At 67.8% G+C, this 22,064-nt stretch carries 16 protein-coding genes and 6 pseudogenes; 5 read left to right on the top strand and 17 right to left on the bottom strand.

The window, feature by feature from the left end; all coding sequences use genetic code 11:
- Window positions 1-62: 62 nt before the first annotated feature.
- The 11 genes and pseudogenes from ACZZ93_RS18225 to ACZZ93_RS18175 form a co-directional block, all read right to left on the bottom strand.
- A complete protein-coding gene (locus ACZZ93_RS18225) occupies window positions 63-1,139 on the bottom strand; it encodes a UDP-N-acetylglucosamine--N-acetylmuramyl-(pentapeptide) pyrophosphoryl-undecaprenol N-acetylglucosamine transferase (RefSeq protein ID WP_053096761.1) in 1,077 nt (358 codons plus the stop codon).
- Window positions 1,136-2,374, bottom strand: coding sequence for a putative lipid II flippase FtsW (ftsW, locus tag ACZZ93_RS18220; RefSeq protein WP_053096763.1), 1,239 nt, complete (start codon window positions 2,372-2,374; stop codon window positions 1,136-1,138). Before ftsW ends, ACZZ93_RS18225 begins: the two co-directional genes overlap by 4 nt.
- Window positions 2,343-3,880, bottom strand: a pseudogene (gene murD / locus ACZZ93_RS18215) (UDP-N-acetylmuramoyl-L-alanine--D-glutamate ligase). Before murD ends, ftsW begins: the two are co-directional and overlap by 32 nt.
- Window positions 3,870-4,981: pseudogene (mraY, locus tag ACZZ93_RS18210) on the bottom strand (phospho-N-acetylmuramoyl-pentapeptide-transferase). Before mraY ends, murD begins: the two co-directional pseudogenes overlap by 11 nt.
- A pseudogene (locus tag ACZZ93_RS18205) lies at window positions 4,978-6,389 on the bottom strand (UDP-N-acetylmuramoyl-tripeptide--D-alanyl-D-alanine ligase). Before ACZZ93_RS18205 ends, mraY begins: the two co-directional pseudogenes overlap by 4 nt.
- A gap of 28 nt (window positions 6,390-6,417) precedes the next feature.
- A complete protein-coding gene (locus tag ACZZ93_RS18200) occupies window positions 6,418-6,981 on the bottom strand; it encodes a penicillin-binding transpeptidase domain-containing protein (protein ID WP_463511771.1) in 564 nt (187 codons plus the stop codon).
- 59 nt (window positions 6,982-7,040) lie between these two features.
- Window positions 7,041-7,973 (bottom strand): annotated as a pseudogene (locus tag ACZZ93_RS18195) (penicillin-binding transpeptidase domain-containing protein); the annotation flags it as partial.
- 264 nt (window positions 7,974-8,237) lie between these two features.
- Entirely contained in the window at window positions 8,238-8,813 is a 576-nt protein-coding gene (gene ftsL, locus ACZZ93_RS18190; RefSeq protein WP_053096773.1) for a cell division protein FtsL, read from the bottom strand.
- Window positions 8,810-9,747: pseudogene (gene rsmH / locus ACZZ93_RS18185) on the bottom strand (16S rRNA (cytosine(1402)-N(4))-methyltransferase RsmH). The gene ftsL and the pseudogene rsmH overlap by 4 nt, the downstream one beginning before the upstream one ends.
- Before the next feature lie 117 nt (window positions 9,748-9,864).
- Complete coding sequence (gene mraZ / locus ACZZ93_RS18180) at window positions 9,865-10,296, bottom strand: division/cell wall cluster transcriptional repressor MraZ (protein WP_053096776.1); 432 nt, start codon at window positions 10,294-10,296, stop codon at window positions 9,865-9,867.
- Window positions 10,297-10,575: 279 nt separating this feature from the next.
- Window positions 10,576-10,947, bottom strand: coding sequence for a DUF3040 domain-containing protein (locus ACZZ93_RS18175; protein ID WP_053096778.1), 372 nt, complete (start codon window positions 10,945-10,947; stop codon window positions 10,576-10,578).
- A gap of 86 nt (window positions 10,948-11,033) precedes the next feature.
- Between ACZZ93_RS18175 and ACZZ93_RS18170 the strand changes: the two genes are divergently transcribed.
- The gene (locus tag ACZZ93_RS18170) at window positions 11,034-12,134 is read left to right on the top strand and encodes a polyprenyl synthetase family protein (RefSeq protein WP_072591462.1); all 1,101 of its coding nucleotides are present in this window, start codon (window positions 11,034-11,036) and stop codon (window positions 12,132-12,134) included.
- Between the two features lie 26 nt (window positions 12,135-12,160).
- On the opposite strand, the gene ACZZ93_RS18165 is transcribed toward ACZZ93_RS18170, so the two are convergent.
- Both ACZZ93_RS18165 and ACZZ93_RS18160 read right to left on the bottom strand, forming a co-directional pair.
- Window positions 12,161-12,505: an Rv2175c family DNA-binding protein gene (locus ACZZ93_RS18165; RefSeq protein ID WP_332257703.1), complete on the bottom strand. Its 345-nt coding sequence runs from the start codon at window positions 12,503-12,505 to the stop codon at window positions 12,161-12,163.
- Window positions 12,506-12,756: 251 nt separating this feature from the next.
- The gene (locus ACZZ93_RS18160) at window positions 12,757-12,963 is read right to left on the bottom strand and encodes a hypothetical protein (RefSeq protein ID WP_463511788.1); all 207 of its coding nucleotides are present in this window, start codon (window positions 12,961-12,963) and stop codon (window positions 12,757-12,759) included.
- Here ACZZ93_RS18160 and ACZZ93_RS18155 point away from each other — a divergent pair.
- Together ACZZ93_RS18155 and pknB are read left to right on the top strand one after the other, a co-directional pair.
- On the top strand, window positions 12,902-13,990 hold the full coding sequence (locus ACZZ93_RS18155) for a LysM peptidoglycan-binding domain-containing protein (RefSeq protein ID WP_463511770.1): 1,089 nt from the start codon (window positions 12,902-12,904) through the stop codon (window positions 13,988-13,990). The two genes, ACZZ93_RS18160 and ACZZ93_RS18155, sit on opposite strands and share 62 nt — an antisense overlap.
- A 9-nt stretch (window positions 13,991-13,999) precedes the next feature.
- Window positions 14,000-15,946 (top strand): Stk1 family PASTA domain-containing Ser/Thr kinase, encoded by a 1,947-nt coding sequence (gene pknB, locus ACZZ93_RS18150; RefSeq protein WP_463496663.1) that lies wholly within the window; start codon window positions 14,000-14,002, stop codon window positions 15,944-15,946.
- 121 nt (window positions 15,947-16,067) lie between these two features.
- Here pknB and ACZZ93_RS18145 read toward each other — a convergent pair whose 3' ends face one another.
- Together ACZZ93_RS18145 and ACZZ93_RS18140 are read right to left on the bottom strand one after the other, a co-directional pair.
- The gene (locus tag ACZZ93_RS18145) at window positions 16,068-17,408 is read right to left on the bottom strand and encodes a class II 3-deoxy-7-phosphoheptulonate synthase (RefSeq protein WP_053096786.1); all 1,341 of its coding nucleotides are present in this window, start codon (window positions 17,406-17,408) and stop codon (window positions 16,068-16,070) included.
- A 37-nt stretch (window positions 17,409-17,445) separates the two neighbouring features.
- Window positions 17,446-18,144, bottom strand: a complete 699-nt coding sequence (locus tag ACZZ93_RS18140) for a lysophospholipid acyltransferase family protein (protein ID WP_053099163.1) — start codon at window positions 18,142-18,144, stop codon at window positions 17,446-17,448.
- Window positions 18,145-18,295: 151 nt separating this feature from the next.
- Here ACZZ93_RS18140 and ACZZ93_RS18135 point away from each other — a divergent pair, with 151 nt between their 5' ends.
- Window positions 18,296-20,128 carry an AMP-dependent synthetase/ligase gene (locus tag ACZZ93_RS18135; protein ID WP_056278967.1) on the top strand — a complete coding sequence of 611 codons (1,833 nt, stop codon included), beginning with the start codon at window positions 18,296-18,298 and terminating at the stop codon, window positions 20,126-20,128.
- A gap of 58 nt (window positions 20,129-20,186) precedes the next feature.
- Here ACZZ93_RS18135 and def read toward each other — a convergent pair.
- A pseudogene (gene def, locus ACZZ93_RS18130) lies at window positions 20,187-20,677 on the bottom strand (peptide deformylase).
- The gene (locus ACZZ93_RS18125; RefSeq protein ID WP_463511708.1) at window positions 20,677-21,414 is read right to left on the bottom strand and encodes a MinD/ParA family ATP-binding protein; all 738 of its coding nucleotides are present in this window, start codon (window positions 21,412-21,414) and stop codon (window positions 20,677-20,679) included. Before ACZZ93_RS18125 ends, def begins: the two are co-directional and overlap by 1 nt.
- Window positions 21,415-21,741: 327 nt before the next feature.
- Between ACZZ93_RS18125 and ACZZ93_RS18120 the strand changes: the two genes are divergently transcribed.
- Window positions 21,742-21,957, top strand: a complete 216-nt coding sequence (locus tag ACZZ93_RS18120) for a hypothetical protein (RefSeq protein ID WP_463511707.1) — start codon at window positions 21,742-21,744, stop codon at window positions 21,955-21,957.
- Window positions 21,958-22,064 lie beyond the last annotated feature (107 nt).

Below are 22,064 nucleotides of genomic sequence, written 5' to 3'. Positions count from 1 at the left end.
CGGTTTCAGTCTACTTTTCGGTGAGGACGATTCGGCGTCGAGGAGCCGTGTCGACGGTGAGATCAGGAGGACCGGAGGGCGCGATCCACGAGTGCGACGACGTTCTCCGTGCCGGTGCGGGTGCCCACCTGCTCGGCGGCGGACTGCATGGCCGTGAGCTGCTGCGGATCGTTCATGACGGGGATCACGAGGCGGCGCACCGCGTCGCCGTCGAAGGTGGCGTCGTCGAGAAGACGAGCGGCCCCGGCTGCCACGGCGGACGCCGCGTTCAGTCGCTGCTCCCCGTTGCCGACGGAGTACGGCACGTACAGCGCGGGGATCCCCAGGGCGCTGATCTCGCTCACGGTGGCTGCGCCGGAACGGGAGACGATGAGGTCGGCGAGCGCGAAGGCGAGGTCCATCCGGTCGACGTATCGGCGCATGGTGTATCCCGGCACCTCGGGGTCGGCCAGATCACTGCGTTCGCCCGTGACGTGCAGCAGCTGCCAGTCGGCGGCCAGGATGTCGCCCCAGGAGTCTGCGATGGCCTCGTTCAGCCTCTGGGCCCCCAGCGACCCGCCGAAGACGAGAAGGACCGGGCGCGCCGGGTCGAGCCCGAAGTGCGCGGCGGCCTCATCGCGAGAGGCCGCGCGGTCGAGCTCGATGACCTCTCGACGCAGCGGCATGCCGACCACCTCGCCGCCGCGCAGAGGGGTTCCGGCGAATGCGACTCCCGTGGCCGCGGCGCGTCGAGCACCCAGCACGTTCGCGAGGCCCGGCTTCGCGTTGGCCTCGTGCACGACGAACGGCACGCGCTCACGGCCTGCTGCCACGTAGGCCGGGGCGGAGGCATAGCCCCCGAAGCCCACGACGACGTCGACGCGGTGAGCGCGGATGTGATCGCGGACCTGGGCGACGGCGCGGCGGAACCTGGCGGGGAACAAAGCTGCCTGCTTGTCGGGCCGCCGCGGGAACGGCACCTTGTCGACGATGAGGAGTTCATACCCTCGAGCCGGCACGAGTCGGGACTCGAGTCCCTCGGCCGTTCCGAGCACCAGGATCGAGGCATCGGCGTCCCTGGCGCGCAGCGCATCGGCGACGGCGAGCAGGGGGTTGACGTGACCGGCGGTTCCACCGCCGGCGAGAAGGTACGTGGTCACCGTGTGACCTTACCCCGCCCTGCTGAAGGAGTCCGTGCCGCCGAACGACCCTCGGCGACGGGGATCGTGCGCGCGAACGACAGCAGCACTCCGCACGCGATGAGGACGGCGAGGAGAGCCGTGCCTCCCTGCGACATGAACGGCAGCGGCACTCCCATGACGGGGAACAGTCCGATCACGACGCCGATGTTGAACACGGCCTGACCGGTGATCCAGACGGTGATCCCGCCGGCTGCGACCCGGATGAACGGATCGGCGGTCTTGCGGATGATGTGGAAGGCACCGATGGTGAACAGCGTGAAGAGGGCCAGCACGACGATGCAGCCGATCAGGCCGAGCTCTTCGCCGACGATGGCGAAGATGAAGTCGTTGCCGGCGGCGGGCAGCCAGCCGTACTTCTCCTGCGAGTTGCCCAGCCCCACGCCGAAGATTCCTCCGGACGCCATTCCCCAGATCCCGTGGATCGACTGGTAGCAGTCGCCGGTGTACGCCGACATGTCGGAGCACGTCGCCGTGATGCGACGCATGCGGTCAGGGCTCGTGACGGCCAGCGCGATGACGGCGACGACGCCGAGCAGCACCGGCAGGATGAACAGCCGGAGCTTCACCCCCGAGAAGAAGAGGCAGCCGAGCAGGATGATGACCAGCACCATCGCGGTGCCGAGGTCCTTGCCGGCGATCACCGTCCCGATCGCCAGGGCTCCCACGGGCACCACGGGGATGAAGACCTGATGCCAGGTGCCGAGCATGGTCTGCTTGCGCATCAGGACGTAGCCGATCCACAGCGCGAGGGCGAGCTTGAGGAACTCCGACGGCTGCAGGGTGAACCCGGCGATCATGATCCAGTTGCGGTTTCCGCCGTCCTCGATGCCGAGCGGGGTGAAGACCAGCAGCTGGAGCGCGATGGATCCGAACAGTGCCGGCCACGCCATGCGCTTGAGGAACGTGATCGGGAGTCGGGAGATCAGGAACATCAGCGGCACGCCGAGCACGGCGAAGATGCCCTGCCGAAGCGCGCCGTCCATCGGATTCTCACCCTTCGAGACCGCGGTCGCGCTCGTCGCCGAGAGCACCATCACGAGGCCGAAGATCGTCAGCATCAGCGCAGCCGATGCGATCATCAGGAACTCGGTCGACACCGGGGTGAAACGACGCCCGAGCGACACTCTCGCCGCGAGACCGCGGGAGCCGGTGCTGCCGGGATCAGAGCGCGGGGGGCGTTCGACCTGCGTCATCGGTGCTCCCCCGGTCTATCCAGTCCCGCACCGCTTCGGCGAAGCGGTGTCCTCGATCCGCGTAACTGGAGAACTGATCGAAGGACGCGGCGGCGGGGGCCAGCAGGACTGTTCCCTCGCCATCGACGATTCCCGCGGCGATCTCCACGACGCGATTCATGACCTGACCAGTCTCGCCAGCATCCACCTCGAACACCGGAACCCCCGGCGCGTGTCGCTCGAATGCGGCGACGACGGCTGAGCGCTGGACTCCGATGACGACCGCCGCCCGGGCGGTGGTCCCGGCCGTGGCGACCAGCTCGCCGATGTCGACGCCCTTCAGGTCGCCGCCGACCACCCAGACCGCACCGGGGTATGCGCGGAGCGATGACGCGGCAGCGTGGGGGTTGGTGGCCTTGGAGTCGTCGACCCAGGTGATGCCGCGATGGCGGGCGATGACCTGGATCCGATGCTCGTCGAGACGGAACGACTGCAGAGCCGAGTGGATGGCGCGCGGCTCGACGCCGAGAGAACGAGCGAGCGCACTCGCCGCCAGGATGTTCTGCACGATGTGCGGGGCGGCCAGGCCGGCTTCTCTGAGGTCGGCGACGGTCGTGAGCTCGAGTGCGCTGCTGGCCCGGTCGTCCAAGAACGCACGATCGACGAGCAGCCCCTCCACCACGCCGACATCGCTGGGGCCGGGGATGCCGAGATCGAATCCGATCGCGCGGGCACCCTCGACCACCTCGGCGTCCTCGACCATGAGCCTGGTCGCCTCGTCGGCCTTGTTGTAGACGCAGGCGACTCTCGTGTTGCGGTACACCAGGGCCTTCGCATCGCGGTACGCCTGCGCACTGCCGTGCCACACCAGGTGGTCGTCCGCGAGGTTCAGGCACACCGAGGCGTGCGGATACAGCTCGCCTTCGGTCTCGGAGAGTCCGAGGTACCAGAGCTGGTGGCTGGAGAGCTCGACGACGAGCACGTCGAAACCGGCGGGGTCGCGGACCGCGTCGAGAACGGGCACGCCGATGTTGCCGCACGGCGCCGCACGCAGACCTCCTCGACGAGGAGCGACGCGGTCAGCTGCGTCGTCGTCGTCTTGCCGTTGGTGCCCGTGATGAGCACCCAGTCAGCCGGGGAGCCGTCGGCGCGGGCCACCTTGTCGCGCAGGCGCCAGGCGAGTTCGACATCGCCCCAGAGCGCGATGCCGGCATCTTGCGCCCAGCGGATCACGGTGTGCGAGGGAGGGAATCCCGGCGAGGCGATGATGACCTCCGGCGCGAACTCGGTCAGAGCTTCAGGGACCCTGTCCAGCGTTCCCAGCTCCAGACGAGCACCGATCACGGGCAGGAGCTTGGCATACTCCTCCTCCGCCGACTCGGTCAGCACCAGGACGTCCGCACCGAGTTCGGTGAGCGTGTCCGCCACCGAGAAGCCGGTCATGGACAGTCCGAGAACGGCGACGCGCAGGCCCGACCAGTCGGCGTTCCAGCTCGTCAGCGTCGCGAGCCTCTCGTCAGTCGACACGAGTCAGCCACTCCACGTAGAAGAGTCCGACTGCCGAGATCGCGAGCAGGCCCGCGATGATCCACATGCGGACCACGATCGTGACCTCGGACCATCCGCGCATCTCGAGATGATGGTGGAACGGACTCATCAGGAAGAGTCGCTTTCCGCGCGTGATCTTGAAGTAGGCGCGCTGCAGGATCACCGATCCGGAGGCGAGGACGAAGACGCCGGCGATCACGAACAGCAGCAGCTCGGTGCGGGTGAGGATCGCCATCGCGGTGATGACGCCTCCGATCGCCATCGAGCCGACATCGCCCATGAAGACCTTCGCCTTGGGAGCGTTCCACCACAGGAAGCCGATCAGGCTCGAGGCGAAGGAGGCCGCGATGATCGCCAGGCTGAACGGGTCGCGGACCTCGTAGCATCCGCCGAGCGCGGCGGTCTCGACCCCCTCGCCCACGCACGACTGCTTGAACTGCCAGAACGCGATCAGGCTGTAAGCCCCCACGACGATGACCCCGGCGCCGGCTGCGAGACCGTCGAGCCCGTCGGTGAGGTTGACGCTGTTCGAGGTCGCGACGCCGATGATCGAGATCCACAGCAGATAGAGCGCCCAGCCGAGGATCGCGGTGAACGCGAACAGGTTCAACCACGGGATGTCGCGGAAGAGCGAGATCGAGCCGGATGCCGGAGTCTGATCGAAGGCGTTCGGGAAGTTCAGCGCGACGATGCCGAACGGGATCATCACGACGAGCTGCCCGATGATCTTGCGCCACCCCGAGAGCCCGAGGCTGCGCTGACTGCGCACCTTCATGTAGTCGTCGATGAAGCCCACTGCGCCGAAGCCGACCATGAGCCAGATCACGAGAAGCGCGGACAGCGCGGGAGTTCCGCCTCCGACGTACGTGGCCGTGAAGTAGCCGACCATCGTGCCGACGATGAAGATGACACCGCCCATGGTCGGCGTGCCGCGTTTGGCTTCGTGGTTCGGGTTCTCGATGGCCTCCGGGGTGCGGATGACCTGGCCCCAGCCCCACTTCCGGAAGAGCCGGAGGAAGACGGGAGTAAGAAAAGAGTGAAGGCGAGCGATATGGCCGCCGCCATGATGAGAGATCTCACGAGAACAATTCTCCCAGACGATCGCCGAGGTGCCGGAGCCCTACGGAATTGGAGGACTTCACGAGCACCCGGTCGCCGTCGCGGAGTTCGGAGCGCAGGTACTCGAACGCGGCATCCTGGTCAGCGAAGAACACGGCCTCGCTGTCCCAGGACCCTTCGCCGATCGCGGAGATGAAGAGGCGGCGGGCCTCGGGGCCGACCACGACGATGCGCTGGATGTTCAGACGCACGGCGAGCAGACCGATCCGGTCGTGCTCCTCGCCCGCGGTCTCGCCGAGCTCGCTCATGGCGCCGAGCACGGCGACCGTCCGCTCGCCGGGACCGGTGATCTGCGCGAGAGTCCGCAGGGCTGCGGCCATCGAGTCCGGGCTGGCGTTGTAGGCGTCGTTGATGATGCGCACGCGGTCGCTGCCCATGGGCTGCATACGCCAGCGCTCCGCGATCTCGACCGTCTCGAGACGGTCGATCGCGTCGGCCGTCGACACCCCGAGAACGCCCGCGGCGGCGATGGCCGCCAGGGCGTTGCCGACGTGGTGGGCGCCGAGCACCTGCAGGCGGAGCGGAAGACGCTCCCCCGCCGCTTCGATGACACACGAGGTGCCGGATGCCGTGACCTCGAGGTCGTGCGCCTGGACATCGGCCGCGTCGCTCTGACCGAAGCCGACGACCCGCATCCCGCGGGACGTCGCGAGCGCGCCCATCGCCGCGACGCGTGAGTCGTCGACGTTGAGCACCGCCGTACCCGTGGGCCTCGCGGCGGCGACGAGCTCGGACTTGGCCTTGGCCGTCGCCTCGATGCCGCCGAAGCCGCCCGCGTGCGCCATGCCGACCATCAGCACCACAGCGACGTCCGGCTCGACGAGTCCGGCGAGGCGGGCGATGCTGCCGGGCCCGTCGGCTCCGAACTCGCTGACGAGGAACCGCGTGCCGTACGTGATGCGCAGCATGGTGACGGGCGCGCCCACCTCGTTGTTGTACGAGTTGATGGGGGCGATCGTCCCGCCTTCGTCGGAGAGGATGCGGGCGAGGAAGTTCTTCGTCGTCGTCTTGCCGTTCGACCCCGTGATCCCGACGATCTTGAGGTCTCCGGCTGCGCGAACGCGGGCGACGACCTCGCGGGCGAGATCGGCGAGGGCGACGATGACGTCAGGGACGACGATCTGGGTGATCTCCTCGTCGACCGGGTGCTCGACGATCGCGAGCGCTGCCCCCGCAGCCAGCGCAGCGCCGACGAACCGGTGTCCGTCCGTCTCCGCGCCCGGCTTCGCGACGAACACGGAGCCGGGGGCCATGGTGCGCGAGTCCGTGTCCACGACACCGTCGATGACGGTGTCGGCGGTGGCAGAACCGGCGAGGCGGAGATCACCCCGAGGACGGCGGCGATCTCAGCAAGCGACAGGGCGATCATGACGTCTCCAGGCGCGGCGGGGCGCCGTCTATTCGAACTTCGGAAGCAGTGCGTCCATCGGGCTGGAGGACGGCATCACGCGGTAGGTCTTCATGGTCTGGGTCATCGCCTTCTGGAAGGCAGAAGCGGTAGCAGCAGACGATGTAACTCTAGTCGGCTCGTCGAGAGTCACCACCACGACGTACTGCGGATCGTCGACCGGCGCGAAGCCCACCATGCTCGTGTAGTAGACGCCCGACTTGTAGCCGCCCTTGCCGTCCGGGATCTGCGCGGTACCCGTCTTGCTGGTCACCCGGTAGCCGGGAACCTGGATGCGGTCGGCGTTGCCGCCCTGGACGGCCACGTTCTCGAGCATCCGCGTGAGGTCGGCCGCGGTCTGGGGCTTGATGATCTGCTCGGACTCGGGAGCACCCGGCGTGACCACCGTGCCGTCAGCGGCCGTGCAGGACTCGATCAGCGAGAGACCGATCTTCTCGCCGCCGTTGGCGATCGCCTGGTAGGCACCGGCGAGCTGGGGCGCCGTGACCGTGAAGTACTGACCGAACGTGGTGGTGTAGAGCGACTGGTTGTCCCACTCGCTCGTGGGGTGGATCTCCCCGAGGTCTCACTGGGGAAGCCGATCGTCGTCTCGCCGACGCCGAAGCGCTCGAGGTAGTCGTGACGGACGTCCGGGCTCACCATCGTGCCGAACTTCGACAGCGCGACGTTCGATGAATCGATGAGCGCGCCGGCGAGGGTGTACTGGAAGGTCGGGTGCACGAACGCGTCGTTGATCACGGCGCCGTTGTCGAACTTCTCGTGCGAGGAGGCCGACACCGTGGGACTCGTCATCGTCACACCGCCGTTCTCCATCACCGCAGCGGCCGTCACGGCCTTGAACGTCGATCCCGGCTCGAACGGGTAGGTGAAGAGCTTGCTCACCCACGTCTCGGGCGCTGAGGCGTCGAGATCGTTCGGGTCCATGGTCGGCCATTCGGCCGCGGCGCGGATCTTTCCGGTGCCCACCTCGACCACGGTGACGGTGCCGCCCTTGGCGCCCTGGGCCTGCGCCTCTTCGGCGATCATCTGCTGCATGTACCACTGCAGGTCGCTGTTGATCGTGAGCTGCACGGTGCCGCCGTCGACCGCGTCCACCCTGCTCTCACTGCCGGGGATGACGACGGAGTTCTTGCCGGTGCGGTACGACTCCTCGCCGTCCGTGGGGGCGAGGCACTTCTCGTCCATCTTCTCGATGCCGGCCTGCGCAGTGCCGGTCCCGTCGAGGTATCCGAGCAGGTTTCCCGCCACGGCGCCGTTCGGGTAGACCCTGACCTCGCGCGGCTTCATCACGAGATACGAGCCGACCTTGAGGTCGCGCAGCTCGATGTACTTCTCGGTGCTGAGGCCCTTGACCAGCGGCAGGTACTGCGAATCGGGGTTCTCGGCGAGGGCAGCGGCGACATCGGCACGCAGCTCGTCCGCATCCAGCCCCATGATCTCGGCGATGCGCGTCGACGCCTCAGCCCAGGGCAGTGGCGGCGGGTTCTTCTCGTCCTCCTCCAGAAGGCGGATGACCTGGGGGCTGAGCTGCGCGTCGTAGACCATGACGCTCTCGGCCAGCACGGATCCGTCGCTGTCGACCACCGAGCCGCGTTCACCGGGAATCGCGGTGCGGTGCGCGATGAACTCGAGCGACTGTGCGACGTGCTCGTCGGCCTTCACCACCTGGATGTCGACGAGCCGCACGACGAAGGCGGCCAGGATCGCCAGGATCACCGCGAGAGCGACGACCGTGCGTCGCCGGGGTGTCCGGGTGGCTCGTGTCGTCATGGACTCTCTCCGTCAGGTCTCGATGGTGGGTGTGGTCGTCTAGCGAGTGCTGGGGCTCGGGAGTCCGTCGGTGATCGCCGGCGGAAGCTCCTGCGCAGAGTGCCCGGCCGCTCCGTCGGGCGCGGGGTCGTCTGCCGTGGAGGCGTTCACCGGCACGTCGTTCAGCAGAGAGTTGCTCACCGCGCCGGCGCCGTTCGGATCGATGGTCGACGAGCCGGTCGCGCCGGTTCCCTGGCCGAAGACGGCTCCATCGCTCAGGCGGAGGTAGGACGGGGCCCCTGCCACGACCATGCCCAGGGATGCGGCACTGGCGGCGAGCGACTGGGGTGAGCTCATCCCGGTGAGATCCTCCTGCAGGGCGTTCGTCCGCAGATCCAGTTCGTGCTGCTGCGACGTGAGCCCTGCCAGCACGAAGGAGTCCTGGGTGATCGCCAGCGAGAGGCCGATCTGCACGCCTCCGATGGCCATGGCTCCTGCGAGCGCCACCAGCGCGTAGGCGAGCTTCGGCTTGCGGCGGACGGGGGTTCCCGTCACCGGCTCGAGACGCCGACGAGGTGCGCGTTCGGGTGCCTCGGGGAGCGCCCTCGGCCTCGGCGCTGCGACGTTCAGACTCATGAGCTCTCACGCACTTTCTCTGCGGCACGCAGTCGGACGGGGATGGCGCGGGGATTGCGAGCCCGTTCGGCGTCGTCGGCGAGCTCCGCACCCTTGGTGATGATGCGGAACCGCGGCGCGTGCTCCGGCAGCTCGACGGGGAGTCCCCGCGGTGCGGTGGAGGCCGCACCGGCGGCGAAGGCCTGCTTCACGAGTCGGTCCTCGAGAGACTGGTATGACATCACCACGATGCGTCCGCCGACCGCGAGCGCATCCATGGCTGCGGGAATCGCATCCGCGAGTACGTTGAGTTCGGTGTTCACTTCGATCCGCAGCGCCTGGAAGACGCGCTTGGCCGGGTGCCCGGCCCGCTGAGCAGCTGCGGGCGTCGCCGCCTGGAGGATCTCGACGAGTTCGCCGGAGCGCGTGATCGGCTTCTTCTCGCGTGCGGCGATGATGAAGCGCGCATAGCGTCCCGCGAGCTTCTCCTCGCCATAGCGCTCGAAGATGCGACGCAGGTTGCCTTCGGTGTAGGTCGCGATCACCTCGGCGGCCGTCACGCCCTTCGTCTGATCCATCCGCATGTCCAGCGGCGCATCCTTCGAGTAGGCGAAGCCGCGTTCGGCTTCATCGAGCTGCAGCGACGAGACTCCCAGGTCGAAGAGGATGCCCGAGGCGCCCTGAGCGTGCAGTCCGATCTCGTCATAGACCGTGTGCACCAGCGTCACCCGATCACGGAAACGAGCGAGACGCTCCCCGCGATGCGCAGAGCGTCGGTGTCGCGATCGAGGCCGACGAGGCGGATGTTCGGGAACCGCTCGAGCAGCGCTTCGGAGTGACCGCCCATGCCGAGGGTGGCATCGACGAGCACCGCTCCGTCCGCCTGCAGCGCAGGGGCGAGAAGCTCGACGCAGCGTTCGAGGAGTACGGGGGTGTGGATGTCGCGGAGGTTCATGATCTTTCTCGGGTGATCTCTGTATCTCGGTGACCAGGGCCCTGATCCCCCTCCGCTTCACGACCCGGCACCGGGGAAGTGTGTCGGGGCAGGAGCGGCGGGGCATCACAGCCGTGGTCAGAAGAGGCCCGGAATCACCTCCTGCTCGAGATCTGCGTAGGTCTCCTCGCCTGCTGCGAGGTAGGTGTTCCAGCTCTCCGCATCCCAGATCTCGGCGTGGGCGCCGACTCCGGTGACGATGAGCTCCTTCTGCAGCCCCGCGTATTGACGGAGGTGCACGGGGATGGTGATGCGGTTCTGACTGTCGGGCATCTCCGCACTCGCACCGGAGAGGAACAGGCGCATGAAGTCACGCGCCTGCTTGTTCGCGAGCGGCGCCTGGCGGATCCGCTCGTGCATCGTCTCGAACTCGGCCGTGCTGAAGACGTAGAGGCAGCGTTCCTGCCCTCGGGTGACGACGATGCCGCCACCGAGGTCTTCGCGGAACTTCGCAGGAAGGATGACCCGTCCTTTGTCGTCCAACTTCGGAGAATGCGTTCCCAGCAACATCAGCCATCACCCCCTCTCCGTCCGGCCAACTCAAGGTGCGCCCCACTTTACTCCACTTTCCTCCACAAACCTACGATCAATCCCTGTCCAGACCGCTCCTGTGAGTGCGCGTACGACAAAGAGCCGCGGATTTCCGCGGCTCAAGGGTGGTGGAGGATGGTGGAGCGCGAGTGGAGGACGGAGCCCGGCATCACGACGCAGCCCCGGGCCGGCATACGGGTCCGAACGCACGAAGGCCCGGATGCTCAGAGCATCCGGGCCTTCGTGAAGGTGTGTGGGTCAGTTGCCGTCTTGGCGGCGGTCCCATCGATCGTTCATGCGATCCATGAAGGACGCTGAGCTCTGCTGCTTCGCCGCGCGTTCGCGGGGTGCAGCGGAGAGGGGCTTGCGGACGGGGGTCACAGCGATCATGACGCCGCCGAGCATGGCGGCGAATCCGATCACTCCGACCACGACTCCCCAGACGTCCCCGAGGACGACTCCGACGATCAACCCACCCACACCGGCGAGGAGCAGAAGGGCTCCGTACACGAGGTTGCGGTAGCTGAGAGCGCGGTCACCAGACGGCGCAGTGACGACATCGGCGTCGTTGTGGAGGAGATGGCGTTCCATCTCGTCGAGCAGACGCTGCTCCTGTTCGGAGAGTGGCATTTCGTCCCCCTCGGGTATTCGTCCGTCCATTCTACGCGCGGTATGCCGCTGCGGGCTAGCTTCAAGGGCCTCCGTTGGCTTTACGTATGCTGGGAGTCGTGCCGTCCCCCTCATTTGTCTCCGACGCCGTCGCCGCACGCCTGCGCCTCTTCCTCGACCGGATGCGAGGCGAGTCGGCCGAATACGGCCCGGATGCCGAGGGCCTGATCGACTCGGCAGCCGACACCCTGGTGGGTGGCAAGCGCCTGCGGGCCCGTTTCTGCCACGCGGGATGGCAGTCGGTCGCACGTTTCCGCGACCGCGACGCCGAGGAATCGACGGGCCTCTGGGACGTCTGTGCGGCTCTGGAGATCTTCCAGTCGGCCGCACTGGTGCACGACGACCTGATCGACAACTCCGACACGAGGCGGGGACGTCCGGCGGCCCACCGCGCACTCGAAGGCGCGCACGTCGCAGCCGGATGGCGAGGCGACCCCGCCGCCTTCGGTCGCTCGTCGGCGATCCTGCTCGGTGACCTGCTGGTGGCCTGGAGCGACGACCTCCTCGAGGAGGCGATCGAGCCGCTCCCCCATGCCTCGGCGGTCCGCCGCGAATACGGACGGATGCGCCGGGACGTCACCGTGGGCCAATTCCTCGACATCGCGGAGGAGTCCGCCTGGAGCGTCCACGCCACGGACTCGCATGTCGAGCGTGCGCTTCGCGTCGTCTCCCTCAAATCCGCGAGGTACAGCATCGAGCAGCCCCTCGTGCTCGGAGCAGCGATCGCGGATGCCGACGAGGACCAGCTTCTGGCGCTTCGCGAGTTCGGCCATCCGGTCGGGATGGCCTTCCAGCTGCGCGACGACCTGCTCGGCGTCTACGGCGACGCCGCCGTGACCGGCAAACCTGCCGGTGACGACCTGCGCGAGGGCAAGCGCACCGTGCTGGTCGCTCTGACGAGGCAGACTCTCGACGCGTCCGCTCGCACCCTGTTCGATGAGATGCTCGGCGATCCCGACCTCACCAGCGAGCAGGTCGCATTCCTCCAGGCGACGATCACGGCCTCCGGCGCCCTGGAGCGCGTGGAGCGGATGATCGACGACTATGCGCGGGAAGCAGATCGCGCTCTCTCCGGAGCGCGGCTCGACACCACCGCTGTCGGAGACCTGCGCGACCTCGCACGCGCTGCGACGGTGCGCTCGGCCTGAGCGCGAACCGCTTCAGAGACCTCGGTTCAGGCGAGGGTGCGGGCGACCCTGCGGACAGCACTCTTGTGTCCGGCCAGGAGCGCATCGATCGGCGAGCGACCCAGTTCCTCCTCGGGAGCGAGGAGCCAGTCGATGACCTCGTCGTCGGAGAAGCCCGCATCCTGCAGCACGATGATCGTGCCTCGCAGCGAGGGCAGCGGGTGGTTGTCGACGATGAACACCGACGGAACCGCGAACACGCCGGAGCGGCGCGAGCCGACGAGGTAGTGCTCGTCGATGAGCCTGCGCACACGACCGAGGGCCTCGTCGAGGACCTCCACGAGGTCGGGCATCGTGAGCCACTCGGTGGCGGTGACGCCGGCGGCGCTCACGGCGTTCGCGGACGCAGCCTCGGGCTGCGAGGTTTCAGACGGGTTGCTTTCAGACGGCACAGACACGTTGCAACTATCTCACCTCTGAGCGCTGATCGCACTTTCCGATCGGGGCTTCGGTTCACATCGGCACCATCCGCACCATCCGTCACTCCTGTTGACATCCGTTTACATCCGTGTCAGCGTGGGCGGACGCCGAACAAGGGGATCCCCGTGAGAACGCCTGCCGTCGCGCGACGAACGCGCACTCTTCAGCTCGGGGTGCCCGCCGCCCTCTTGGGCACGCTGTCTGCGGGGATCGCTGCCACCCCCGCATCCGCCGACGCGGTCTCGTCTCCGATCGAACGACTGCAGGCGACGCCGACGCGGATCGCGCCGACCGAGGCGCCTCCTGCCGTGTACACGGTGCGGCCAGGCGACACGATCTCGTCGATCGCGAACCGGTTCGGTCTGCGCACCGTCGATGTCCTGGCTTGGAACGGACTCAGTTGGCGTTCGGTGATCTACCCGGGGCAGACGCTGTCGTTGGCAGGAGCGAGCGCCCCCTCGCCGGCCCCGGCCCCGGTTCAGGCGGCTCCGACGGCGACGCACACCGTCGTCGCCGGCGAGACCGTGTTCGGCATCGCGCAGAAGCACGGGACGAGCGTCGACGCTGTTCTCGCCGCGAACGGCCTTGACCGGTCGTCCGTGATCTACCCCGGCCAGCAGCTCGCGCTCAGCGGCGAGTCAGCTCCGTCGGCCGCACCGCCGGCAACCCCCGCGCAGACAGCCGCCCCCGCTCCGACCGCGACCGGTGGCCAGGCGCACGCTGTCGCCGCAGGAGACACCCTGTTCGCCATCGCGAAGAAGTACGGCACGACCGTCGCGCAGCTCCTCGCGCTGAACGGCCTGGGTTCCGGAGCCATCATCTACCCCGGCCAGTCGCTGACCGTCGCGGCGGCGCCAGCGCCGGCTCCGGCTCCGATGCCCGCCCCGGCGGCGGCCACGCCCCTCCCCAGCTGTTCGCGAACCTCGACGCCGAACAGGCCGCGAACGCCTCGCTCATCATCCGCGTCGGACGCGAGCTCGGCGCGCCCGACCGCGCCATCGCGATCGCTCTCGCCACCGCCATGGTCGAATCCAGCATGCGCAATCTGTCATGGGGTGACCGCGACTCCCTCGGCCTCTTCCAGCAGCGCCCCAGCATGGGCTGGGGTTCGCCCGAGCAGGCTGTCGACGCCGACCGGAGCACCCGTGTCTTCTTCGGCGGCTCGTCGGACCCGAACGGGCAGGCCTCCCGGGGGCTCTTCGACATCTCGGGCTGGGAGAGCATGTCATTCACGGATGCCGCGCAGGCCGTCCAGATCTCCGCGTATCCCGATCGTTACGGCCAGTGGGAGACCCAGGCCCACCAGTGGCTCGGTGTCCACGGGTGACGCGCTTCCGGGCAAACCCGCAGGTGCAAGGGGCGAGCCGCTCCCGGGGCTTTCAGGCAGTTCTCCATAGAATCTTGACGTGACGACCAATCAGCAGGCCGACCCCCTCATCGGGCGGCTTGTCGACGGTCGGTACCGCGTGCGCGCCCGAATCGCCCGGGGAGGCATGGCGACCGTCTATGTCGCCACCGATCTCCGCCTCGAGCGGCGCATCGCTCTGAAGGTCATGCACGCGCACCTGAGCGACGACTCCGCCTTCCAGAGCCGGTTCATCCAAGAGGCACGAGCTGCCGCGCGGCTGGCCGATCCCCACGTCGTCAACGTGTTCGACCAGGGCCAGGACGGCGAACTCGCATACCTGGTGATGGAGTACCTTCCCGGCATCACGCTGCGCGAACTGCTGCGCGAGCAGAAGCGGCTCACGATCCCGCAGACGATCACCATCATGGATGCCGTCCTCGCCGGCCTCTCCGCAGCGCACCGAGCCGGGATCGTGCACCGTGACGTGAAGCCCGAGAACGTGCTGCTGGCCGAAGACGGACGCATCAAGATCGGCGACTTCGGTCTCGCCCGTGCGACCACCGCGAACACGGCCACCGGACAGCAGCTGCTCGGAACCATCGCCTATCTCGCACCCGAGCTCGTCACTCGCGGCACTGCCGACGCCAGGAGCGACATCTACGCGCTGGGCATCATGCTGTACGAGATGCTCGTCGGCGAACAGCCGTACAAGGGCGAGCAGCCCATGCAGATCGCCTTCCAGCACGCCACCGAGTCCGTGCCGCGCCCGAGCGTGCGCAATCCCGGCGTGCCGGAGGAGCTCGACGAACTCGTGCTCTGGGCCACGGAGAAATCGCCGGATGAGCGTCCCGACGATGCGCAGCAGATGCTGGAGCGACTGCGCGAGATCGAGCGCGGGCTCGGGATCGCACCCGCCGTCGCCGCTGCGACGACGTCGCAGCGCTCGCAGGCCGACTCCGCGGACCTCACCAAGGTCATGCCGAGCACGATGGTCATCGCCGACCCGACCGCCCCGGTCACGGCTGCCGTCGACAACGCGACGCTCCTGCGTCGCCGCTCATCACGACGTCGCGCGCGCGGAGCGTTCCTTCTGACGCTGGTGCTGCTTCTCGCGACCGTCGCCGGTGGTGTCGGCTGGTGGTTCGGGTCCGGTCCTGGTTCACTCGTCGCCGTCCCCGGGGTGGCCGGTCTGTCGTACGACGACGCCGCATCGGCGTTGACTGCAGAGGGCTTCGTGCCGGTGCGCGGCGAGGAGAGCTCCATCGACATCGCCGCCGGTGAGACGATCCGTACGGACCCCGGCGAGGGCGAACGCCTCGACAAGGGCACCGAGATCACCGTCTTCGTGTCCTCGGGTCCGGCGTCGCACACAGTAGAGACCCTCAACGGCAAGACCGAGCAGGAAGCTCGCGACTACCTCGCGGACATCAGGATCAACGTCACAGAGACCTCCCTGCAGCTCTTCTCCGACGCCGAGGCCGGGCGCGTGATCAACGCCTTCGTGACGCCTCGCGACGGCGGCGAGGTCTATGCGTGCGCCGAGGGCTGCGAGCTGCGCGAGGACGACACGGTCGAGCTGTACGTCTCCGCCGGCGCGTTCCCCGATGTCGCAGGAATGAGCGTCGATCAGGCGACGAACACGCTGCGCGACAAGGGCGTCGAGGTCAACCCGGAGTCACAGTTCGTCTTCAGCGACTCGGTCGCGAAGGATGTCGTCATCGGCGTCACCGACCGCACCGAAGAGGGCAATCGGCGCCCCGGCGATACCGTTCAGCTGATCGTCTCGAAGGGACCCGAACTGTTCCCCGTGCCCGAGGTCGAGGGGATGAGCCGCGACGAGGCCGCCCAGGTGATCCGGAATGCCGGTTTCGAACCGACCTGGAACGGCATCTGGAACGCTTTCCCCAACGACTTCACCGAGGTCAGCGGGTCCGATCCGGGTGCCGGCGCGCAGCGCCCGAAGGGCACCGAGATCACCCTCCAGATCCGCAGCAGCGCGTTCTAGGAGGCGGGCGGTTCCCGCCCCTATCGTCCGCGGCCGCACGCCGTCGGCCGCCTGTCGCAGCCGCCAGACAGAAGGGTCCTCTCCGACTACGGAGAGGACCCTTCTGTCTGATGGATCGTGGTCAGCGCTTCTCGAGCTCTTCGGCCACGAGGAAGGCGAGCTCGAGCGACTGCATGTGGTTGAGACGCGGGTCGCACAGGCTCTCGTAGCGGGTCGCGAGGGCGGCCTCGTCGATGTGCTCGGATCCGCCCAGGCACTCGGTGACGTCGTCACCGGTGAGCTCGACGTGGATGCCGCCGGGGAACGTGCCCACGGCCCGGTGCGCCTCGAAGAAGCCGCGGACCTCATCGACGACATCATCGAAGCGACGCGTCTTGTACCCCGTGGGCGTCGTGATGCCGTTGCCGTGCATGGGGTCGGTGACCCACAGCGGCTGCGCGCCCGAGTCGCGGACGGCCTCGAGCAGCGGCGGCAGCGCGTCGCGGATCTTGCCCGCGCCCATGCGCGTGATGAACGTCAGACGGCCCGGCTCGCGGTCGGGGTCGAGCTTGTCGATCAGCGCGAGCGCCGTATCGGGCGACGTGGTCGGACCGAGCTTCACGCCGATGGGGTTGCGGATCTTCGAGAAGTAGTCGACGTGCGCACCGTCGAGCTCGCGCGTGCGCTCCCCGATCCACAGGAAGTGCGCCGAGGTGTTGAACGGCGTGTCCGTACGGGAGTCGATGCGGGTCATCGGGCGCTCGTAGTCCATCAGCAGGCCCTCGTGCCCGGTGAAGAACTCGACGCGGGTGAGCTCGTCGAAGTCGGCGCCGGCCGCCTCCATGAACTTGATGGCCCGGTCGATCTCGGCCGCCATGCGCTCGTAGCGCTGGTTCGCCGGGTTCTGCGCGAAGCCCTTGTTCCACGAGTGCACCTCGCGCAGATCGGCGAAGCCACCCTGCGTGAACGCGCGGATGAGGTTCAGCGTCGACGCGGCCGTGTGGTATCCCTGCAGCAGGCGGCCGGGATCGGCTCGGCGGGACGCCTCGGTGAAGTCGTAGCCGTTCACGATGTCGCCGCGGTAGGCGGGAAGCGTGACATCGCCACGGGTCTCGGTGTCGCTCGACCGCGGCTTCGCGAACTGGCCGGCCATGCGACCCATCTTCACCACGGGCATCGATGCGCCGTACGTCAGCACCACGGCCATCTGCAGGACCGTCTTGATCCTGTTGCGGATCTGGTCGGCGGTGGCACCCGCGAAGGTCTCTGCGCAGTCGCCGCCCTGCAGCAGGAACGCCTTGCCGGACGCTGCTCGCGCAAGACGATCGCGGAGGTTGTCGACCTCGCCGGCGAACACCAGGGGCGGGAGCGTCGAGATCTGCGTGGAGACCTCGGAGACACGCTCTGCGTCGAGCCACTGAGGCTGCTGTTTGATCGGGAGCGAGCGCCACGCATCAAGCGCGTCGATGTGGTGCTGGAGCATGTGTCCAGCCTAGTGCTCGCGACGAAGCCGGGATGCCTCAGGAGCGCTGTGTGACGCGGGCCGGGAGCCGGTCCTTCACGGTCGATGCGTACACGTCGTCGTACTGCTGTTCACCCAGTCGCTGGAGGGCGACCATGATCTCGTCCGTGACCGAGCGGAGGATGTAGCGATCGTTCTCCATGCCCGCGTAGCGGGAGAAGTCCAGGGGCTCTCCGATGACGATCCCGACCCGCACCACGCGCGGCAGGCGCTGCCCGATGGGCATCGCGGTGTCGGTGTCGACCATGATCACCGGGATCACCGGGACCTTCGCCTCCATCGCCATCCGGGCGATGCCCGTGCGGCCACGGTAGAGCCGGCCGTCGGGGCTCCGCGTGCCCTCCGGATAGATGCCGAGCAGGTCGCCGCGTCCGAGGACCTGCAGGCCGGTGTTGAGAGAGGCCTCGGACGCCTTGCCGCCGGAGCGGTCGATCGGGATCTGCCCCGTCGCCTTCATGAAGAACTTGGTGGCCCAGCCCTTGATCCCGCGTCCGGTGAAGTAGTCACTCTTGGCGAGGAACGACATCGGTCGGTCGATCATCAGCGGCAGGAAGATGGAATCGGCGAAGGAGAGGTGGTTGCTGGCGAGGATCGCCGCGCCGTTCGCCGGGATGTTCGCGCGCCCGACCACCCATGGTCGGAATATCGCTTTGACCACGGGACCGATCGCCACGTACTTCATCAGCCAGTAGAACATCGAGGTGAAGTCTAGCGTCGTGCTCGGCATCCGCCACAGCCCCGGTCTCGCGAGACCCGATCGGCGACTGAGTGTCACCTGATATGCGACCGAGTGTCATGCTCTAGACTCGTGTGCAACCCAGTGCCCGACCGGTACCGAAGGAGCTGCCGTGGTCCAGTTTGAAGTCCCCGCCGTCGTCCCCGCCGACCCAGACGCGAACATCGCCGACCTGCTGGCGAAGCGCGTCCAGGCGACTCCCGATCGCCCCCTCTTCGCAGTGCCCGATGGCGACGGATGGCGCGACATCACCGCAGCCGACTTCGAGACCGCGGTCATCGCGCTGGCCAAGGGCTTCGTCGCCGCGGGCATCCAGCCGGGTGAGAAGGTGGGCTTCCTCGCACGCACGACCTACGAGTGGACTCTCGTCGACTTCGCGCTGTTCTACGCCGGCGCCGTGATGGTCCCGATCTACGAGACCAGCTCTCCTTCGCAGATCCAGTGGATCCTCGAGGATTCCGGTGCCATCGCCCTCGTGGTCGAGTCGCCGGAGCACTTCGCGCGGCTCGACGAGGTGCGCGGCGACCTCCCGCTGCTCCGCGAGGTATGGCAGCTGCACCTCGGAGCGATCGATTCGCTGACCGCCCAGGGGGCATCCGTCACCGATGCCGAGATCGAGCGTCTCCGCAACATCGCCGTCGGTTCTGACATCGCCACCCTCATCTACACCTCGGGGTCGACCGGCCGCCCCAAGGGCTGCGTCCTCACACACAGCAACTTCGTCGAGCTGTGCCGCAATTCCGCGACGGCACTCGACGCAGTGGTTCAGACACCGGGTTCCTCCACGCTGCTCTTCATCACGACAGCGCACGTGTTCGCGCGCTTCATCTCGATCCTCAACATCCACGCCGGCGTGCGCACCGGACACCAGCCCGACACTCGACAGCTGCTGCCGGCGCTCGGGTCGTTCAAGCCGACCTACCTCCTCGCCGTGCCGCGCGTCTTCGAGAAGGTCTACAACTCTGCTGAGCAGAAGGCCGAGGCCGGTGGGAAGGGGAAGATCTTCCGCGCCGCCGCGGACGTCGCCATCCAGCACTCGAAGCTCGTCGAGGAGGGCAAGAGCATCCCGATCGGGACGAAGCTCAAGTTCGCACTCTTCAACAAGCTCGTCTACAGCAAGCTGCGTGAAGCCATGGGCGGCAGAGTCGTCTACGCGGTGTCGGGCTCCGCTCCCCTCGGTTCACGTCTGGGCCACTTCTTCCACAGCCTCGGCGTCGTGATCCTCGAGGGATACGGTCTCACCGAGACGACTGCTCCGGCGACCGTGAACCTGGCCGACAAGTCGAAGATCGGCACCGTCGGCCCCGCGCTCCCCGGTGTGGGTGTGCGACTCGCGGACGACGGTGAGATCCAGGTCCGCGGCATCAACGTCTTCAAGGAGTACTGGAACAACCCCGAGGCGACCGCAGAGGCGTTCAGCGACGGGGGCTGGTTCCACACGGGCGACATCGGCAGCTTCGACTCCGAGGGCTTCCTGACCATCACCGGTCGCAAGAAGGAGATCATCGTCACGGCCGGCGGAAAGAACGTCGCGCCGGCCGCGCTGGAAGACCCGATCCGCGCGAATCCGATCATCGGACAGGTCGTCGTCGTCGGCGACCAGCGTCCGTTCATCTCCGCGCTCATCACGCTGGATCCCGAGATGCTTCCGACCTGGCTCGGCAACGCCGGCCTCCCGAAGGAGATGTCGCTCGCCGAGGCCGCCACGAACGATGCCGTCCGTGCCGAGATCCAGAAGGCGGTCGATGCCGCCAACGCCCGCGTTTCGCGCGCGGAGTCCATCCGCAAGTTCACCGTTCTCGACAGCGAGTGGACCGAGGCCTCCGGTCACCTCACTCCGAAGCTGTCGATCAAGCGCAACGTGATCATGAGCGACTTCGCCGACGAGATCGCTGCCATCTACGACGAACCCGTCTCGACGACCAACGTCGCGATCGGCGGCTGAGGCTCGCGAGACAGCAGAAAGGCCCCGCTCCGGCGGGGCCTTTCTCAGTGTCCGAGGATCAGAACCACGCGCTCTCTCTGACCTCGCGCATCGCACGCTTGCGGGTCTCGGCATCCAGCCTCGTGAGGTAGAGCTTCCCATCGAGGTGATCGGTCTCGTGCTGAAGCGCCTGCGCCAGCAGACCGCTTCCTTCGAGCACCACCGGCTCACCGTCGAGGTCGATGCCCTCGACGCGGGCCCACGGGTGTCGCAGGGCGTCGTGCCACAGGCCGGGAACCGACAGGCAGCCCTCCCCGTGGGCACCGGCTCACCCCGGACCTCGGTCAGGACGGGATTGAGCACGTAACCGATGTCACCGTCGATGTTGTAACTGAAGGCGCGGAGCGCGACGCCGATCTGCGGAGCCGCGACACCGGCACGGCCAGGCAGCTCGACGGTGTCGATCAGATCGGCGACGAGCGCGCGCACCCCCTCGTCGATACGGTCGATCGGTGCGCAGACGGTGCGAAGCACGGGGTCACCGAAGACCCGGATCTCACGGACCGCCATCAGGCGCCCTTCGCCCGCAGACCTTCGACGAGCAGCGCAGCCAGTTCCCGTGCCGCCACCCGTGTCTCAGGCTGGAGATTGGCGAAGACGATGGTCCCGCCCCCGGCGATCTGCGAGTCGTACGGCATCCGCACCACATGCTTCGCCCTCGTGCCGAAATGCGCTTCGAGCTCGTTGAGGCGCACCAGCGGGGCGCCGGGCGTCGACTGGTTCAGCACCACGACCGCCTCGCGGGCCTGCTCCGCGTATCCGTTGCTCTCGAGCCAGGTCAGCGTCTCCGACGCCAGCCGCGCCTCGTCGACGCTCAGCCCCGACACGATCACGATCTGATCGGCCAGATCGAGCGTGGCCGACATGACCGAGTGCACGATGCCTGTTCCGGTGTCCGTGAGCACGAGCGAGTAGTAGTGCGCGGCGACGCCTGCCACGTCGCGATAGTCGCTGTCGCTGAACGCCTCGGCGATCCGAGGATCCGAGTCGGACGCGAGCACGTCGAGGCGGGTGGCATCTCGCGCGACGATCGCAGAGATGTCGTGATACCCCCTGACCTCGTCATGGATGCGAACGAGGTCGCGCACCGACTTGTTGTGGTGCGGCCGCACCACGCGCTCGGCGAGGGTGCCGCGGTCGGGGTTGGCGTCGACCGCGATGACGCGATCGTCCCTGGCGTCGGCGAGGGCCATGCCCAGCAGAGCGGTGATCGTCGTCTTGCCGACTCCGCCCTTCCGCGACAGCACAGGGACGAACCGGGCTCCCCGACGATCGGAGCGGCGATCCGCGCGCTCAGAGCCTTCCGCTCGCGGGCGCGGCGTCCGTCACCGATGTTGATCCGACGCCCCGAGATGGCGTAGAGGAAGTGACTCCACGCTCCTTCGGGTTCGGGCTTGGTGAGACGGTGCGGATCGAGCAGTCGGTCGGCGGTGAGGAGGTCGGCGCTCTCGCGAGAGGAGTCGCCGAGGTCGTCCAGACGCTTCGACGAGAGCTGCACGTCGGCACGGGTCGATCGAGTCGCGGGTGCCGCGGCGTTCCTGGGCTTCTGTGCGTCCATTGCCGAAGTCTCCTTCTTGGCGAGAGATGATGCCGCCGACGCTCTCCTCGAGGTCGGCGCGGCGTCGAAGTCCGCCTTCGCCTTCGCGATGAACGCCGCGGCGGCAGCGGCCTCCTCCGCGGCGACGGCGTCAGCAGGCGCTGCAGCCGGCTTGGCGGACGGAACGGCGCCGGCATCCGTGGCTGATGCAGTCACCGGAGTGCTTTCACGCGTGCGCCGGGGCTCGGGCTGAGCGTCCTGTTCGGTCTCCGACTGCGATTCGGTCGCGGGAGCGACCGCGGGCTCGGGCTCGGGCTCGGGCTCGGGCTCGGGCTCGGGCTCGATTTCACGCTCGACCTC

This window comes from Microbacterium sp. AC026, from assembly GCF_979258475.1.
The sequence above is the reverse complement of the archived record's forward strand: the minus strand, read 5'-3'. Positions and strand labels throughout refer to the sequence as shown.

What these genes read in the sequence shown, in the direction of transcription:
- ftsW (WP_053096763.1), bottom strand. Translation starts at nt 2,374, where the DNA reads ATGACGCAGGTCGAACGCCCCCCGCGCTCTGATCCCGGCAGCACCGGC.
- ftsL (WP_053096773.1), bottom strand. Translation starts at nt 8,813, where the DNA reads ATGAGTCTGAACGTCGCAGCGCCGAGGCCGAGGGCGCTCCCCGAGGCA.
- mraZ (WP_053096776.1), bottom strand. Translation starts at nt 10,296, where the DNA reads ATGTTGCTGGGAACGCATTCTCCGAAGTTGGACGACAAAGGACGGGTC.
- ACZZ93_RS18175 (WP_053096778.1), bottom strand. Translation starts at nt 10,947, where the DNA reads ATGCCACTCTCCGAACAGGAGCAGCGTCTGCTCGACGAGATGGAACGC.
- ACZZ93_RS18170 (WP_072591462.1), top strand. Translation starts at nt 11,034, where the DNA reads ATGCTGGGAGTCGTGCCGTCCCCCTCATTTGTCTCCGACGCCGTCGCC.
- ACZZ93_RS18145 (WP_053096786.1), bottom strand. Translation starts at nt 17,408, where the DNA reads ATGCTCCAGCACCACATCGACGCGCTTGATGCGTGGCGCTCGCTCCCG.
- ACZZ93_RS18140 (WP_053099163.1), bottom strand. Translation starts at nt 18,144, where the DNA reads ATGTTCTACTGGCTGATGAAGTACGTGGCGATCGGTCCCGTGGTCAAA.